Source organism: Nocardiopsis coralliicola, from assembly GCF_054779695.1.
Window position 1 is genome coordinate 73,866 of sequence record NZ_BAAGXT010000005.1, and the last position, 14,447, is coordinate 88,312.

The 14,447-nt window shown below is 74.7% G+C and carries 12 protein-coding genes; 10 read left to right on the plus strand and 2 right to left on the minus strand.

The window, feature by feature from the left end:
- Window positions 1-467 precede the first annotated feature (467 nt).
- Window positions 468-1,316: a MaoC/PaaZ C-terminal domain-containing protein gene (locus tag ACYVGT_RS05955; protein ID WP_460855397.1), complete on the minus strand. Its 849-nt coding sequence runs from the start codon at window positions 1,314-1,316 to the stop codon at window positions 468-470.
- Between the two features lie 345 nt (window positions 1,317-1,661).
- On the opposite strand from ACYVGT_RS05955, the gene ACYVGT_RS05960 reads away from it, so the two are divergent.
- Window positions 1,662-2,549, plus strand: a complete 888-nt coding sequence (locus tag ACYVGT_RS05960) for an IclR family transcriptional regulator (protein WP_460855398.1) — start codon at window positions 1,662-1,664, stop codon at window positions 2,547-2,549.
- 244 nt (window positions 2,550-2,793) lie between these two features.
- On the opposite strand, the gene ACYVGT_RS05965 is transcribed toward ACYVGT_RS05960, so the two are convergent.
- Window positions 2,794-3,312 (minus strand): flavin reductase family protein, encoded by a 519-nt coding sequence (locus tag ACYVGT_RS05965; protein WP_460855399.1) that lies wholly within the window; start codon window positions 3,310-3,312, stop codon window positions 2,794-2,796.
- A 390-nt stretch (window positions 3,313-3,702) separates the two neighbouring features.
- On the opposite strand from ACYVGT_RS05965, the gene ACYVGT_RS05970 reads away from it, so the two are divergent.
- The 9 genes from ACYVGT_RS05970 to ACYVGT_RS06010 all read left to right on the plus strand — a co-directional run bounded on the left by ACYVGT_RS05970 (window position 3,703) and on the right by ACYVGT_RS06010 (window position 14,259).
- The gene (locus ACYVGT_RS05970; protein WP_460855400.1) at window positions 3,703-4,578 is read left to right on the plus strand and encodes an alpha/beta fold hydrolase; all 876 of its coding nucleotides are present in this window, start codon (window positions 3,703-3,705) and stop codon (window positions 4,576-4,578) included.
- Window positions 4,575-6,293 carry an FAD-binding protein gene (locus ACYVGT_RS05975; RefSeq protein ID WP_460855401.1) on the plus strand — a complete coding sequence of 573 codons (1,719 nt, stop codon included), beginning with the start codon at window positions 4,575-4,577 and terminating at the stop codon, window positions 6,291-6,293. The genes ACYVGT_RS05970 and ACYVGT_RS05975 overlap by 4 nt, the downstream gene beginning before the upstream one ends.
- The gene (locus tag ACYVGT_RS05980) at window positions 6,290-7,390 is read left to right on the plus strand and encodes a 2Fe-2S iron-sulfur cluster-binding protein (RefSeq protein ID WP_460855402.1); all 1,101 of its coding nucleotides are present in this window, start codon (window positions 6,290-6,292) and stop codon (window positions 7,388-7,390) included. Before ACYVGT_RS05975 ends, ACYVGT_RS05980 begins: the two co-directional genes overlap by 4 nt.
- Window positions 7,391-7,543: 153 nt before the next feature.
- Window positions 7,544-8,344 carry a 2-keto-4-pentenoate hydratase gene (locus ACYVGT_RS05985; protein WP_460855403.1) on the plus strand — a complete coding sequence of 267 codons (801 nt, stop codon included), beginning with the start codon at window positions 7,544-7,546 and terminating at the stop codon, window positions 8,342-8,344.
- Window positions 8,345-8,489: 145 nt separating this feature from the next.
- Window positions 8,490-9,419: an acetaldehyde dehydrogenase (acetylating) gene (locus tag ACYVGT_RS05990; protein ID WP_460855404.1), complete on the plus strand. Its 930-nt coding sequence runs from the start codon at window positions 8,490-8,492 to the stop codon at window positions 9,417-9,419.
- A 99-nt stretch (window positions 9,420-9,518) separates the two neighbouring features.
- On the plus strand, window positions 9,519-10,556 hold the full coding sequence (gene dmpG, locus ACYVGT_RS05995; protein ID WP_460855405.1) for a 4-hydroxy-2-oxovalerate aldolase: 1,038 nt from the start codon (window positions 9,519-9,521) through the stop codon (window positions 10,554-10,556).
- A gap of 8 nt (window positions 10,557-10,564) precedes the next feature.
- On the plus strand, window positions 10,565-11,749 hold the full coding sequence (locus tag ACYVGT_RS06000) for an acyl-CoA dehydrogenase family protein (protein WP_460855406.1): 1,185 nt from the start codon (window positions 10,565-10,567) through the stop codon (window positions 11,747-11,749).
- An 81-nt stretch (window positions 11,750-11,830) separates the two neighbouring features.
- Complete coding sequence (locus ACYVGT_RS06005) at window positions 11,831-12,772, plus strand: VOC family protein (protein ID WP_460855407.1); 942 nt, start codon at window positions 11,831-11,833, stop codon at window positions 12,770-12,772.
- Window positions 12,769-14,259: an FAD-dependent oxidoreductase gene (locus ACYVGT_RS06010; protein ID WP_460855408.1), complete on the plus strand. Its 1,491-nt coding sequence runs from the start codon at window positions 12,769-12,771 to the stop codon at window positions 14,257-14,259. Before ACYVGT_RS06005 ends, ACYVGT_RS06010 begins: the two co-directional genes overlap by 4 nt.
- Window positions 14,260-14,447: the final 188 nt, after the last annotated feature.

Here is a 14,447-nt window from a genome sequence, read left to right on the forward strand (position 1 = left end):
GGTCGGCAGCAGCCGACCGGGGACGGAAGCCGGGAAGAGGAGGCGGGGAGCGCCGGAACACCCCGGTGCGGGGCCCCGCCGCTGCCGCCGGCAGCGCTGCCGGGCCGGGCGCCGGAGCGGCTGCCGGAGGCGGGCGGAGGGCCGGTGAAGGGGACCTGCAGGGCGCGGGGCGGGGACGGGGGAGCACGTCAGATCGCCCGGCCGCCGGGGACCGCCACCGGAAGTTCTCCACCCAGCACGCCCTAGACCCGCCAGCCGGCGGAGCGCGCGCGGGCGCCACCGGGGGAGGGCGGCGCGGCGGAAGCGGCCGGTGCGCGGCCGAGTGCACCGGTTCGCCCGCGCTGCCGACGAGCGGGTTCGGGGCGGCGTCCGCGCTGGCCGTCCGCGGTGCCCCCGGAGCCCGGGCGGAGTGCACCTCCGGCGCGTGTGCCGCGCAGGCAGCCGGGATGCGCGCGGCAGGCGCGGCGTCAGCCGGCGAAACGCGCGGAGGCGCGGGTGATGACCGGCGCTGCGTTCCGGGCGGCGGAGAACGACAGGGCGCTTCGGGGCCCCGAGTAGGCGAGGGAGAGGGTGTCGCCGGGGAAGACCGGGGCGGCGAAGCGGCATTCGAGCGATGCCAGGTCCGCCGGGTGGGCTCCGGTGCCGTCCGCCAAGGCGAGCGCGAGCGTACTGACCGTGCACAGGCCGTGCAGGAAGGGCCGCGGCATCCCGGCGGCGCGGGCCGCTTCGGGATCGATGTGCATGGCGTGCCGGTCGCCGAGCAAGCGGTAGAGCGCCGCCTGGTCCGGGCCGATCCGGACCTCGGCCGTGCGCGCCGGGTGCTCCCCGCCCGGAGGCGCGCCGGCGCTGCCGGACCCGCGGTCGCCGCCGAAGCCGCCGCGGCCGGGCGCGAAGAGCGTCCACACCGCTGTGGAGAACGGGCTGGACACCTCCACTTCGAAGACGGCGGCCGACCCCTTGTCCCAGACCTCGGCGACCCGCGCCGACATGGCGACCTCTCCCGAGGGCGGCAGCGGGGCGTGCACGTCCAGCCGCATCGCCCCGTGGACCGCCGTGCGCGGGTCGAACGCACCGGCCGCGCCCAGCGCATCCGGTGCCCACTGGGCCAGCGTGAGCGCGAAGCCGGGCAGGACCCGCAGGCCGTCCTCGAAGACCAGGTCCAGCCGGTCGGCGCCGGCGCCGACCGCGAGCGCGTAGAGGATCGCGTCCCGGTCGGTGTAGCGGACGGTCCGGATGCCCAGGTCGCGGCCGCGCCAGGCGCCCGCACCCCCGTCTGCCGCGCCTGCCTTTGCGGTGCCGCTGCCCGTGTGGCCCACTTCGTCCCCCCTCCTTCCGCGCCGCGCGGGTGCGCGGTGCCCGTTGTGCCGGACGGCGTACGCCGCTCTCACCGGGCGTCCGTACCGGGCACCGACGGTAGGGATGCGGCGCGCCGCACAGGGGGCTCCGTCCCACTCACCGGAGCGGGTGCCGCCTGCCCGCCCGCCGCGACCCCGGTCCACCCTGCGTCCGCGCCGGTGAGAGGCGTCCCGCTGAGCGGGAATGGGGATCGCCCGGTGATTGCCCAAGCTCCGACAGTGAGCGGGAAGAGTCCTCTTTCCTGTGACGGGGGTCACTGCTACTTTCTTAATCAGAATTCATTTCAGTTTTTGTGGGAGGGTTCCATGGCCGCTACCCCGACCGCGCTACCCGCAGCCGCCCCGCGCAGCGAACCGCCGACATCCATGGTCGAGCGGGTCACGCTCATCATGGACGCCTTCGCCGGCAGCTTCGCGCGCCTGACCCTGGAGGACGTGGCGCGCCGCACCCGGCTGCCGCGGTCCACCGCGCACCGCATCCTCGACCAGCTCGTCCGGCTGCGGTGGCTGGAGCACACGCCGCTCGGCTACGGGCTCGGCCGGCGCGCGCTCGACCTCGGCGGCCGCGACGGCAGCCATGGCGAGATCCGCGAGGCGGCCGCGCCGGTACTGCAGAAGCTGCAGATCACCACCGGCATGGTCGTCCACCTCGCCGTGCTCGACGGGGCCGAGGTCTACTACCTCGACAAGGTCGGCGGCCGGTTCGCCGCCTCCGTCCCGTCCCGGGTGGGCAGCCGGGCGCCGGCGCACTGCACGGCGCTCGGCAAGGCGATGCTGGCCCAGCTGGAGCCCGAAGACGTCGACGCCCGGGTCAGCGCGCCGGTCGCCCGACTCACCCAGCACACCATCGGCGCACTGCCGACCCTGCACCAGGAGCTGAACCGCATCCGCAGTCGCGGCCACCTCGCGTTCGAGCGCGGCGAGTGCGTCCCCGGGATCGCCTGCGTCGCGGCCGCGGTCCGCGGCTCCGACGGGCCGGTCGCCGCGATCTCCCTGGTCGGCGACGCCCGGTCGCCGCTGGAGCGGGTGGCGCCGCTGGTGGCGGACGGTGCCCGGCGGGTCTCCCGCGCGCTGTTCCCCGCGCTCGGCGCACCGCGCCGCCGCCGGGAACCGGTGGACGTGCCGGCCGAGACCTGGTCGACCGCGGCCCTGGAGCAGTTCCTCGCCGCGGGGAGCCGCGGCGACTGGAAGTGACGCGGCCGATACGCCGCACCCCTGCGTACCGGCTGCCGATCCCGCGGGCCCCGCCCGCATACCGAACCCCGCCCGCGATCCCCGCCCTGTAGTCCGCGCGCCGCCCCGTGCCCCGGGCAGCCCCCGCCCCAGGCCGCTAGAGCGACGAATCGACACGGCACGGCGCCCGCGCCCCGCACCGCCGATCACCGGCGGCGCGGGGCGCGGGCGCAGGACGGCCGGCGGACCGCGCAGCAGGCCCGGGTCAGCCCCAGAGGTCGCCGCGGGCCCACGGGTGGTCGAACGGCGGCTCCACCCACGGCGGCCGGCCGATGCCGAACGCGCCCTTGTAGAAGAGGAGCGGCGGCCGGTCCGGAGCCTCCCCGCACGGCGCCTCCAGGTGGAGTACCCGCCCGATGACCACGTCGTGGTCGCCGGAGGCGTGCACGGCGTCCACCTCGGCGTGCACCCGCAGCAGGACGTCGGGCAGCGCGGGCGTCCCCCACCGGGACCGGACCCAGTCCAGGCCCTCGTACTTGCGGCCCTTCGCCGAACCGAACCGGGCGCAGAGCTCCTGCTGGTCGGCGGCGAGCACGTTCACGCAGAACCGGCCCGCGGCTCGGATCCGCGGCCACGCCCGGCCGCGGTGGTCGGCGCAGAACAGCACCAGCGGCGGTGCCAGCGACACCGAGGCGAACGACTGGCAGGCGAACCCCGCTGGTTCCGCGCCCTCGGCGCCGGCGCACCCGGTCACGACGGTTACGCCGCTCGCGAAGGTGCCCATCGCGCGACGGAATTCCGCCGGCGCCGGCGGCTCGGGTACTCCGGGGGACGCGGTCGCTGTTGCTGCCCCGCGGTCCATGGGCTCACCTCGCTCATCGAAGTCGCGTCCACCGCATTGCGTCGCACCGCATTGCGTCCCGTTGCGTCGCGGCCGCCATTGCGTCGCGGCCCGCCCGCCGGTGCGGCTGCGGGGAGACGAATGTAGGCCGACGCCGCTCCGCCGGCGCGCCGCCGATCCCGATGAGCGGAAGCGCGCAGCGGCGCCCGGCGCCGCTCCGGCCCGCCCCCGCCGCACACCGCCGCCGTCTCGGTGACCGGGATGGATGCCGTTTCCCGCCCGGGACCGCCTTTAGGTTCCGGGCAACCGACGACGGAGGCGGATGAGGCGGAGATGGGTACCGATCAGAGCCTGAGCTACGAGTCGACGCTGCGCGAACTCGCCACCGAGGAGGGGGTGCTGCGCTACCACGAGGCCGGCGACGGCCCGCCGCTCCTCTTCCTGCACGGATCCGGCCCCGGCGTGACCGGGTGGCGCAACTTCCGGCACAACCTCGCGGCGTTCACGCCGCACTTCCGCTGCCTGGTGCTGGAGTTCCCCGGCTTCGGCGTCAGCGACCCCACCGACGGGCACCCGATGGCCGCCGCGCAGGAAGCCGCCATCCGGTTCCTCGACGGGATGGGGCTGACCAGCGTCGACGTCATCGGCAACTCGATGGGCGGCATGGTCGGCGTACAGCTCGCCATGATCCACCCGGACCGGGTGCGCCGCCTCGTCACCGTGGGCGGTGTCGGCACCAACGTCTTCTCGCCGGGCCCCGGCGAGGGCATCCGGCTGCTCATGGAGTTCACCGAGAACCCCACCCGCGAATCCCTCGTGCAGTGGCTCAACTCCATGGTCTACGACCCCGCGCTGGTCACCGAGGAGCTCATCCAGGAGCGCTGGGAGCAGGCCACCGACCCCGCGACGCTGGCCAGCGCCCGCCGCATGTACTCGCGGAAGGCGTTCGCCGAGCGGGGACGGCAGCAGCGCGAGTCCACTGCGCCGCCCTACTGGGCGATGCTGCACAAGGTGCCGGTGAAGACCCTCATCACCTGGGGCCGCGACGACCGCGTCAGCCCGCTCGACATGGCACTGGTGCCGCTGCGCACCATGCCCGACGTCGAGCTGCACGTCTTCCCCGACTGCGGGCACTGGGTCATGATCGAGCAGCAGGAGGCGTGGGAGAGCACCGTCCTCGCCTTCCTCACCCGGAAGGACGCCGCATGAGCGCCGGGCAGGCAGCCGCAGAGGCCGGCTGGGACGCGGAGTACGACTTCATCGCCGTCGGCAGCGGGGGCGGCGGCATGGCCGCGGCCCTCACCGCCGCCGAGCAGGGCGCCGACGCGCTCGTCGTGGAGAAGGAGCCGGTCTTCGGCGGCAGCACGGCGCTGTCCGGCGGCGGCATCTGGATCCCCAACAACCCGACGCTGCGCGCCAAGGGCCACAACGACAGCGCGGAGTCCATCCGCGCCTACCTCGACCTCCTCACCAAGGGCCGGGTCGCGCCCGCGCGGCTGGACGCCTACATCGAACACGGCCCCGAGGCGATGGAGCAGCTGGAGCGCAGCCCGTGGCTGCGCTTCTTCTGGGTGAAGGGCTACGCCGACTACCACCCCGAATACGAGGGCGGCCGGCCGCTCGGCCGCTCCGTCGAGGCGCTGCCGTTCGACACCCGCAAGCTCGGCGACGACGAGAAGCACCAGCACCCCAACAAGATCCGCGGCCCCATGGGCCTGTGGATCACCGCGAAGGACTACCACAAGCTGGCCATGGTCAAGCGGACCTGGCACGGCCGCGCCATGCTGCTCGTCTCCGCCTGGCGGGTCGCCAGCAACACCGTGCGCCGCCGGCACATGGCCACCGGCGGCCGGTCGCTCATCGCCCGGCTGCGGATGGCGCTGAAGGACGCCCGGGTGCCGCTCTGGCTGGAGAGCCCGGTGACCGAGCTGGTGGCCCGCGACGACGGGACCGTGGCCGGCGTCGTCGTGCAGCGCAACGGGAGCCCGGTCCGGGTCCGCGCACGGCAGGGCGTGCTGCTCGCCTCCGGCGGGTTCGAGCACGACCAGGCGCTGCGCGACCAGCACCTGCCCGGCCGCGGCCGGCCGAACTTCTCGATGGGCGCCACCGGCAACACCGGCGACGGCATCCGGCTCGGCGAAGGGCTCGGCGCCGCACTCGACTTCATGGACGACGCCTGGTGGATGCCGGCGGTCCGGCACCCCAGCGGCGCCATCATCCCGCTGGTGTCCGAACGCGCCATCCCGCGTATGGTGATCGTCGGCGCCGACGGCAAGCGGTTCACCAACGAGGCCGCCCCCTACGTCAACTTCGTCCACGACCAGCTCGACGGCGGCCACATCCCCGCCTGGTTCGTGATGGACGCGACGGCCCGCGCCCGCTACCCCTTCGCGCAGATCCTCCCGGGCGCCCCCATCCCGAAGGGCTTCTACGACAAGGGCACCGTGCACCGAGCGGACACCCTCTCCGGGCTCGCCGCATCCATCGGCGTCGACGCGGCCGGGCTGGAAGCCACCGTGGCCCAGTTCAACGCCTACGCCCGGGACGGGAGCGACCCCGACTTCGGCCGCGGCGACAGCGCCTACGACCGCTACTACGGCGACCCGACCCTGCCCAACCCCAACCTCGACCCGGTCACCACCGCGCCCTACTACGCGTTCCGCCTGGAGGCCGGCGACCTCGGCACCAAGGGCGGGCTGCTCACCGACGAGCACGCGCGGGTCCTGCGCGGCGACGGCACCCCCGTGCCCGGCCTGTACGCGACCGGCAACACCTCGGCCGCCGTGATGGGCGACGAGTACGCGGGTCCGGGCGCCACGATCGGGCCGTCCATCGTCTTCGGCCACATCGCCGCCAAGCACGCCGCGGCCGGGGCAGCGCAGGGCTCCGCCGCGCGCGGCAAGGGAGGGGGCACCGCGCGATGAGCGCCCCGCAGCCCCGCCGGGTCCGCGTGGTGGAGGTCGTCCGGGAGACCGCCGACGCCCACTCGCTCGTGCTGGAGCCGTCCGACGGCGGCGCACCGCTGGACTACCGCCCGGGCCAGTTCCTCACCGTCGGCGTCCCCTCCGACCGGCCCGGCGGCGCGGCGCGCTGCTACTCGCTGTGCAGTTCGCCGGTGCGCGGCGACAAGCCCACGATCACCGTGAAGCGCACCGCGGACGGCTACGCCTCCAACTGGATCTGCGACCACGTGGCCGAGGGCGACGAACTGCCGGTGCTGCCGCCGTCCGGCCGGTTCACCCCGGCCGGGCTCGACGCCGACCTGCTGCTGGTCGCCGGCGGGAGCGGGATCACCCCGGTGATGTCGATCCTCACCTCGGTCCTGCACGCCGGGACCGGCCGCATCCTGCTGCTCTACGCCAACCGGGACGAGCGGTCGGTGATCTTCGGCGGAGCTCTCGACGCGCTGGCCCGCGAGCACGGCGACCGGCTCACGGCGGTCCATCTGCTGGAGTCGGTGCAGGGGCGTCCGTCCCGCGCGCTGCTCGCCGAACTGGCCCGGCCGTGCGCCGGCCGGCACGCGTACGTCTGCGGTCCGGGCCCGTTCATGGAGGTGGCCACCGCGGCCCTGGCCGACGCAGGCCTGCCGCGCGGGCAGGTGCACGTCGAGCGGTTCACGTCGCTGAGCGGCAACCCGTTCGCCGATCCGGCTGCAGGCGCGGAGAACGGTCCGGACCGCGCCGAGCCGAGCGGAAGCGGACCGGCCCCGGCCGGCGGTGCTGCGGGCGCCGCCGCGGCCGATCCTCCGGCGGTGGTCGCCGTGGAACTCGACGGGGCCGCCCACACCCTGGACTGGCCGCGCGGGAAGCGCCTGCTGGACGTGCTGCTCGACGCCGGCCTGGACGCCCCCTTCTCGTGCCGGGAAGGCGCGTGCAGCGCGTGCGCCTGCATCCTCTCCGACGGCGACGTCGACCTCGAGCGCAACGAGATCCTCGACGACGCCGACCTGGCCGACGGCATCATCCTCGCCTGCCAGGCCATCCCGCTCAGCGACCGCCTCGCCGTCACCTACGACGCCTGACCCGGCGTGCCGCCGGCGCGCTTCCCACTCACCGAGAGACGCCCCGAACGGGGGACCGCCGATTGGCACGCTGGCATCCAGCCAGCAGCCCGGTCGGCCCTCCGGCCCGCGCCCCAGCCCGCAGACCAGCCCGCCCACCGCCGGAGGTGCCCGATGCTCGACCCGGACCAGCGAACGGCCGCCGCAGACCTGCTGGCCGCGGCAGAGCGCGACCGGAGCCCGATCGCGCCGCTCACCGAGCGCTTCCCCGGTATCGGCGCCGACGACGCCTACGCCGTCCAGCTGCACAACATCGGGCGCCGCACCGCAGCCGGCGAGCGCGTCATCGGGCACAAGGTCGGGCTCTCCTCGCCGGTCATGCAGCAGATGATGGGCGTCGGCGAGCCCGACTACGGGCACCTGCTCGACACCATGCGGCGGGCCGAAGGCGACCCGGTACCGGCCGGCGCCTACTGCGCGCCGCGCATCGAAGTCGAGATCGCCTACATCCTCGGCGACGGCCTGCCCGGCGAGGACTGCACCGAGGACGACGTCCGCGCCGCCACCGCGGCCATCGCCCCGGCCCTGGAACTCATCGACAGCCGGATCGCCGACTGGCGGATCGGGCTGGCCGACACGATCGCCGACAACGCCTCCTCCGCCGGCCTGGTGCTCGGCGAGAAGCGGGTCCGCCCCGGCGAGCTCGACCTGGCCGGCATCGATGCGGTCCTCTACGCCGCCGACGGCGGCGGACCGGAGGCCGAGATCGCCCGCGGCAGTACCGCGGCCGTCCTCGGCGACCCGACCACCGCCGTCGCCTGGCTCGCCCGCACCGTCGCGCAGTTCGGGGTGCGGCTGGAGGCCGGCCACATCGTCCTGCCCGGCTCGTGCACGCGGGCGGTCGACGCGGTCCCCGGCCGCGCCTTCCGCGCCGAGTTCGCCGGCCTGGGCACCGCCTCGGCGCGGTTCACGTGAGGGCGCACCGCGGGGGCGCCGGCTCTGCGCCGCGGCCCCGGCAGCCCGCGCACCGCCGAGCGCCGACTCGACCTCCACCGCCGCAACCACCGGAAACCACCGCACCGACCCCAGCACCCACTTCCAGAGCACGCAGGGAGCACACGTGACCAAGGTGCCCGCCGCCATCGTCGGGTCCGGAAACATCGGGACCGACCTCATGTACAAGCTCCTCCGGTCCGACGCGGTCGAACCCCGCTGGATGGTCGGCGTCGACCCGGAGAGCCCCGGGCTGAAACGCGCCGCGGCGGCCGGACTCACCGCCTCCGCCGACGGCGTCGACCCGCTGCTCGCCGCGGACGAGCGGCCCGCCCTCGTCTTCGAGGCGACCTCGGCCTCGGTGCACCGCGCCAACGCGCCGAAGTACGCCGAACTGGGCATCACCGCGGTCGACCTCACCCCCGCAGCGCTCGGCCCGGCCGTGGTACCGGCCGTCAACCTCGGCGCACACCTCGACGCGTCCAACGTCAGCCTGATCACCTGCGGCGGGCAGGCCACCATCCCGATGGTGCACGCCGTCTCCCGCGCCACCGAGGTGGACTACGCCGAGATCGTCGCGAGCGTCGCCTCCCCGTCGGCCGGCCCGGGGACCCGCGCCAACATCGACGAGTTCACCATCGCCACCTCCCGCGGCCTGGAGCGCATCGGCGGCGCGCGGCGCGGCAAGGCGATCATCATCCTCAACCCGGCCGAGCCGCCGATGCTGATGCAGGACACCGTCTTCTGCTCGATCCCGGCCGGCGCCGACACCGGCGCGATCGCCGAATCGGTCCGCGCCACCGCCGCCGAGGTCGCCCGCTACGTGCCCGGCTACCGGCTGCGCGCCGAGCCGCAGTTCGACGGGGCCGGCGCGGGCACCGGGCCGGACGGGGGGCGCGTCGCGATCTTCCTGGAGGTCGAGGGCGCCGGCGACTTCCTGCCGTCCTACTCCGGAAACCTCGACATCATGACCGCCGCCGCCACCCGGGTCGGCGAGGGGTTCGCGCGCCGCATCGCCGGCGGAGGCGGCGGAGGTGGCCGAGACACCGCCGGCTGACCCGGTTCCGCCCGCGCAGCCCGCAGCAGAGAGCGCCCCGCCGAGAAGGCCCGCCCCCAGCACCGCCTCCCGTTGGACGACCCCCGAGGAGCATCCGCCATGCCCGCGCGCCCCTTCAGCGCCGACCTGGATATCCGCGTCACCGACTCGTCGCTGCGCGACGGCTCCCACGCCAAGCAGCACCGCTTCACCGCCGACGACGTGCGTGCGGTCACCGGCGCCCTGGACGCTGCCGGCGTTCCCGTCATCGAAGTCACCCACGGCGACGGGCTCGGCGGCTCCTCCTTCAACTACGGCTTCAGCGCCACCCCCGAGCAGGAGCTCATCGCCGCCGCGGCGCAGACCGCGCGGCGCGCCAAGATCGCGTTCCTGATGCTGCCCGGGCTGGGCGTGCGCGACGACATCCGCGCCGCCGCCGACAACGGGGCGTCCATCTGCCGCATCGCCACGCACTGCACCGAGGCCGACATCGCCGACCAGCACTTCGGGCTCGCCCGCGAACTGGGCCTGGAGACCGTCGGCTTCCTGATGATGGCGCACAGCCGCCCGCCGGAGGCGCTGGCCGAGCAGGCCCGCATCATGGCCGACGCCGGCTGCGAATGCGTCTACATCGTCGACTCCGCCGGCGCGCTCGTGCTGGAGCAGACCTCCGACCGGGTGGCGGCGCTGGTCGCCGAGCTCGGCGAGGACGCCCAGGTCGGTTTCCACGGCCACGAGAACCTCGGGCTCGGCGTCGCCAACTCGGTGCTGGCGGTGCGCGCCGGAGCGGCGCAGATCGACGGGTCGGCCCGCCGGTTCGGCGCCGGAGCCGGCAACACCCCGGTCGAGGCCCTGGCCGCGGTCGCCGAGAAGCTCGGCATCCGCACCGGGATCGACACCGCCGCGGTGATCGACGCCGCCGAAGACGTGGTCCGCCCGGTCATGGACGGCGAGTGCCTCCTCGACCGGTCCTCGCTGACGATGGGCTACGCCGGCGTCTACTCCAGCTTCCTCAAGCACGCCGAGCGCCAGGCGCTCCGCTACGGGGTCGGCTCCGCCGACATCCTCACCGAGGCCGGGCGGCGCAACCTGGTCGGCGGCCAGGAGGACCAGCTCATCGAAATCGCCCTCGGCCTGTCCGAGCAGTCAGGGAAGTGAGGTCGGCCATGGCCCACCGCGTACTGGAATCGGTGCTGGAGCACGCGGAGGAGATCCGCGCGCTGGGACCGGTCAACGAGAAGCTCGGCCGGCTCGACGACAAGGCCGCCAAGGTGCTGCGCGACTCCGGCGTCATCCGGATGCTGCAGCCCGCGGAGTTCGGCGGCATGGAGGCGCACCCGCGCGACTTCGCCGAGACCGTCATGGGCATCGCCAAGCTGGACGGCTCCGCGGGCTGGGTCGCCGGCATCGTCGGCGTCCACCCGTGGGAGCTGGCGTTCATGGACCGGCGGATCCAGGAGGAGGTGTGGGGAGAGGACGCCGACACCTGGATGGCGTCGCCGTATGCGCCGATGGGCGTCGCCACCCCGGTGGCGGGCGGGTACCGGTTCAGCGGCCGCTGGCAGTTCTCCACCGGCACCGACCACTGCGACTGGGTCTTCCTCGGCGGAATGCTCGGCACCCCCGAGGGGAGCCCGGTCCAGCCGCCGCAGATGCTGCACCTGCTGCTGCCGCGCGGCGACTACACCATCGTCGAGGACTCCTGGGACGTCGCCGGGCTGCGCGGCACCGGCAGCAAGGACATCATCGTCGACGGCGCGTTCGTCCCGGACTACCGGGTGATCGGCTTCGAATCCATTCTCAGCGGCGCCGCCCCGAAGAGCGCCGGGCTCGGCCAGACCCTCTACAACGTGCCGTTCTCCGCGGTCTTCCCGCTGGGAATCACCTCCGCCGTGATCGGCATCGCCGAGGGCGCGCTCGCCGCGCACATCGCCTGGCAGCGCGACCGGGTGCAGATCACCGGCACCAAGATCAAAGACGACCCCTACGTCCTCACCGCGATCAGCGGCGCCGCCGCCGAGATCGAGGCGGCCCGGGAGACGCTCCTCGCGTTCGCCGACCGCACCTACGCCAAGGTCGACGCCGGCGGGGAGCCGACGTTCGCCGAGCGGGCGGCCGGCCGGCGCACCCAGGTCAGCGCCGCATGGCGGGCGGTGCGCGCCGTCGACGAGATCATCGGCCGCTCCGGTGGCAACGCCCTGCGGCTCGACAACCCGGTGCAGCGGTACTGGCGCGACGCCCACATGGGCCTCAACCACGCCATCCACGTGCCCGGATCCATCTTCCACTCCTCAGCGCTCACCGACCTCGGCGTGGATCCCCCGCCCGGCCAGCTGCGGGCCATGATCTGAGCCCGCGGGACGGACCCCGCAGAGCCGCACAGCACTCCTGCACGATCCGCTCTCCACCGCCGCGACCCGAAAGGACCCCTCATGGCGAGAACCGCTCCCTGGCCGCTCATCCGCGGCCTCGGCTACCTCAAGGTGCAGGCCCAGGACCTGCCCCGCTGGCGCGAGCTCATGGTCGACGCGCTCGGCATGGCCGAAGGCACCGGCCCCCAGGAGGGAGGCCTCTACCTGCGCATGGACGAGCGCGAAGCGCGCCTCATCGTCCTGCCCGGCGACACCGACCGGGTGCTCGCCGTCGGCTGGGAGGTGCGCGACGGCGCCGACCTGGACGAGGTCGCCCGCCGCGTCGAGGCGGCCGGCACCCCCGTCAAGGAGCTGCCCTTCACCGAGGCCGACGAGCGCCGCGTCGAGCGCGCCATCACCTTCGAGGACCCGGCCGGCACCCCCGTGGAGGTGTTCTGCGGGCCGGTGCTCGACCACGCCCCGGTGGTGACCAGCGGCGGCCAGCGCTTCGTCACCGGAGCCCAGGGCATGGGCCACGTCGTGCTGCCCACCACGCAGCCGGTGGAGACCTACGAGTTCTACGAGAAGACCCTCGGCTTCCTGCCGCGCGGCGCCTTCCGGCTCAACCCCGGCGATACCGAGAACCCGCCGATGCGGATGCGGTTCATGGGCGTCAACCAGCGCCACCACAGCCTGGCCGTCGCGCCGGCGCCGCACGGCGAGCCGCCGGGCCTGGTGCACCTGATGGTGGAGGTCGACACGCTGGACGCGGTCGGGCGCTCGCTCGACAACGTCACCAAGGCAGGCTTCTCGATCTCCTCCACGCTGGGCCGGCACACCAACGACAAGATGGTGTCGTTCTACGTGCGCGCGCCCGGCGGCTGGGACATCGAGTACGGCACCGAGGGCACCCTCGTCGACGAGACCTTCTACACCGCCGAGGAGATCACCGCCGACAGCTACTGGGGCCACGACTGGTCCGGATCGGAGCCCCTCGCCGCCTTCACCCCCCAGCAGGGATGACGGCGCGGCACTCCGCCGCCCCGGTCCGCGCAGCCGCGCTCGGCGGATACGACCGGACCTGCGACGTCCTCGTCGTCGGGTTCGGCTGCGCGGGGGCGGCCGCGGCCTACGAGGCGGCGGCCGCAGGCGCCCGCGTGCTCGTGCTCGAGCGCGCGGGCGGCCCGGGCGGGTCGTCTGCGCTGTCCGGCGGCGAGATCTATCTGGGCGGCGGTACCGCGACCCAGCGGGCGTGCGGCTTCACCGACACCCCGGACGCCATGTTCGACTTCCTCAGCGCTGCTCTGGGGCCCTACGCCGACGCGGAGAAGCTGCGGCTCTACTGCGACGGAAGCCTGGAGCACTACGACTGGCTGCGGGCGCGCGGTGTCGGCTTCGCGCCGTCGTTCTACTCCGCGCCGACGTGGATGCCGCCCACCGAGGACGGCCTGATGTGGCTCGGCGAGAACGCCTGGCCCTACAACGCCGACGGGCGGGCGGCCCCCCGCGGCCACCGGCCGCCCACTCCGCTGTACGGCGGGCACCTGCTGATGGAGAAGCTCGTCGCGGCGGCGACCGGGGCCGGCGCGGAGGTCGCGGTGGACACCCTCGCCACCAACTTGGTCGTCGGCGGCGACGGCCGGGTCTCGGGCGCCCTCGCCCGCCGCTACGGCGAGGAGACGGCGGTGCGCGCGCTGCGCGGCGTTATCCTCACCACCGGCGGGTTCGTGGACGACGAGGAGATGCTCGGCCACCACATGCCCGCCCTGGCGGGCCAGGGCAAGGTCTCCGACGGGCTCGACGACGGCTCCGGGATCAGGATGGGCGCCGCCGCGGGCGGTGCGCTGCGGATGATGCACACCGCCGAGATCGCGCTGCAGGTGCTGCCGGCGGCGATCTGCCGCGGCATGCTCGTCAACGCGCACGGGCGGCGCTTCATCAACGAGGACGTCTACCCGGGCCTGGCCAGCGCGGCCGCCTACCTCCACCAACCGGGCCCGTTCTGGGCGGTGGTGGACGAAGAGGGCTGGGAGTCCATCCCCGCGGACGAGAAATGGGGGGTGCAGCCGCGGTACGTCGCCCAGAGCGCCGAGGAGCTGGAGGCCGAGCTGGGCATCCCGGCCGGCGGGCTGGCCGAGACGGTCGCGACCTACAACCGGCACGCCGAGCGGAAGGAGGACCCGTTCTTCCACAAGGACCCGGCGTGGCTGCGGCCGCTGCGCGGACCGCTCGCCGCGCTGGACCCGCGCCGCGGGTTCGAGACCGGCGAGCGGGCCGGCGCGGGAGCGGGCACCGGCGTCGCCGGGTTCACGCTCGGCGGCCTGCACACCCGGCCGGACGGCGCCGTCCTCGACCTGGCCGGAGCCCCGGTCCCGGGCCTGTTCGCCGCGGGGCGGGCCAGCTCCGGGATCCACGGCGAGAACTATGTCAGCGGGACCTCGCTCGGCGACGGCACGTTCTTCGGCCGCCGGGCCGGAGCGGCTGCGGCGGCGCAGGAGCCGGTGGGCTGAGGCCGCCGGCCGGTATCCGCTGAGGTGCGGTGCCGCATCCGCTGAGGTGCGGTGCCGCGCGGCGCCGGCGCGGCCCGATGGCCCGTGACCTGCGCGGAGTGCGGGGAAGTGCGATCCCGGTGGCCGGGATGGAACCCGCGGATACCGGGGCGCCGGGGCAGCATCGGGGGAGCGGCGCGGCGGAACAG

Bases quoted from the DNA above. Each gene is read 5' to 3' on its own strand.
- ACYVGT_RS05960 (WP_460855398.1), top strand. From the start codon at position 1,662: ATGGCCGCTACCCCGACCGCGCTACCCGCAGCCGCCCCGCGCAGCGAA.
- ACYVGT_RS05965 (WP_460855399.1), bottom strand. From the start codon at position 3,312: ATGGGCACCTTCGCGAGCGGCGTAACCGTCGTGACCGGGTGCGCCGGC.
- ACYVGT_RS05970 (WP_460855400.1), top strand. From the start codon at position 3,703: ATGGGTACCGATCAGAGCCTGAGCTACGAGTCGACGCTGCGCGAACTC.
- ACYVGT_RS05975 (WP_460855401.1), top strand. From the start codon at position 4,575: ATGAGCGCCGGGCAGGCAGCCGCAGAGGCCGGCTGGGACGCGGAGTAC.
- ACYVGT_RS05980 (WP_460855402.1), top strand. From the start codon at position 6,290: ATGAGCGCCCCGCAGCCCCGCCGGGTCCGCGTGGTGGAGGTCGTCCGG.
- ACYVGT_RS05985 (WP_460855403.1), top strand. From the start codon at position 7,544: ATGCTCGACCCGGACCAGCGAACGGCCGCCGCAGACCTGCTGGCCGCG.
- dmpG (WP_460855405.1), top strand. From the start codon at position 9,519: ATGCCCGCGCGCCCCTTCAGCGCCGACCTGGATATCCGCGTCACCGAC.
- ACYVGT_RS06000 (WP_460855406.1), top strand. From the start codon at position 10,565: ATGGCCCACCGCGTACTGGAATCGGTGCTGGAGCACGCGGAGGAGATC.
- ACYVGT_RS06005 (WP_460855407.1), top strand. From the start codon at position 11,831: ATGGCGAGAACCGCTCCCTGGCCGCTCATCCGCGGCCTCGGCTACCTC.
- ACYVGT_RS06010 (WP_460855408.1), top strand. From the start codon at position 12,769: ATGACGGCGCGGCACTCCGCCGCCCCGGTCCGCGCAGCCGCGCTCGGC.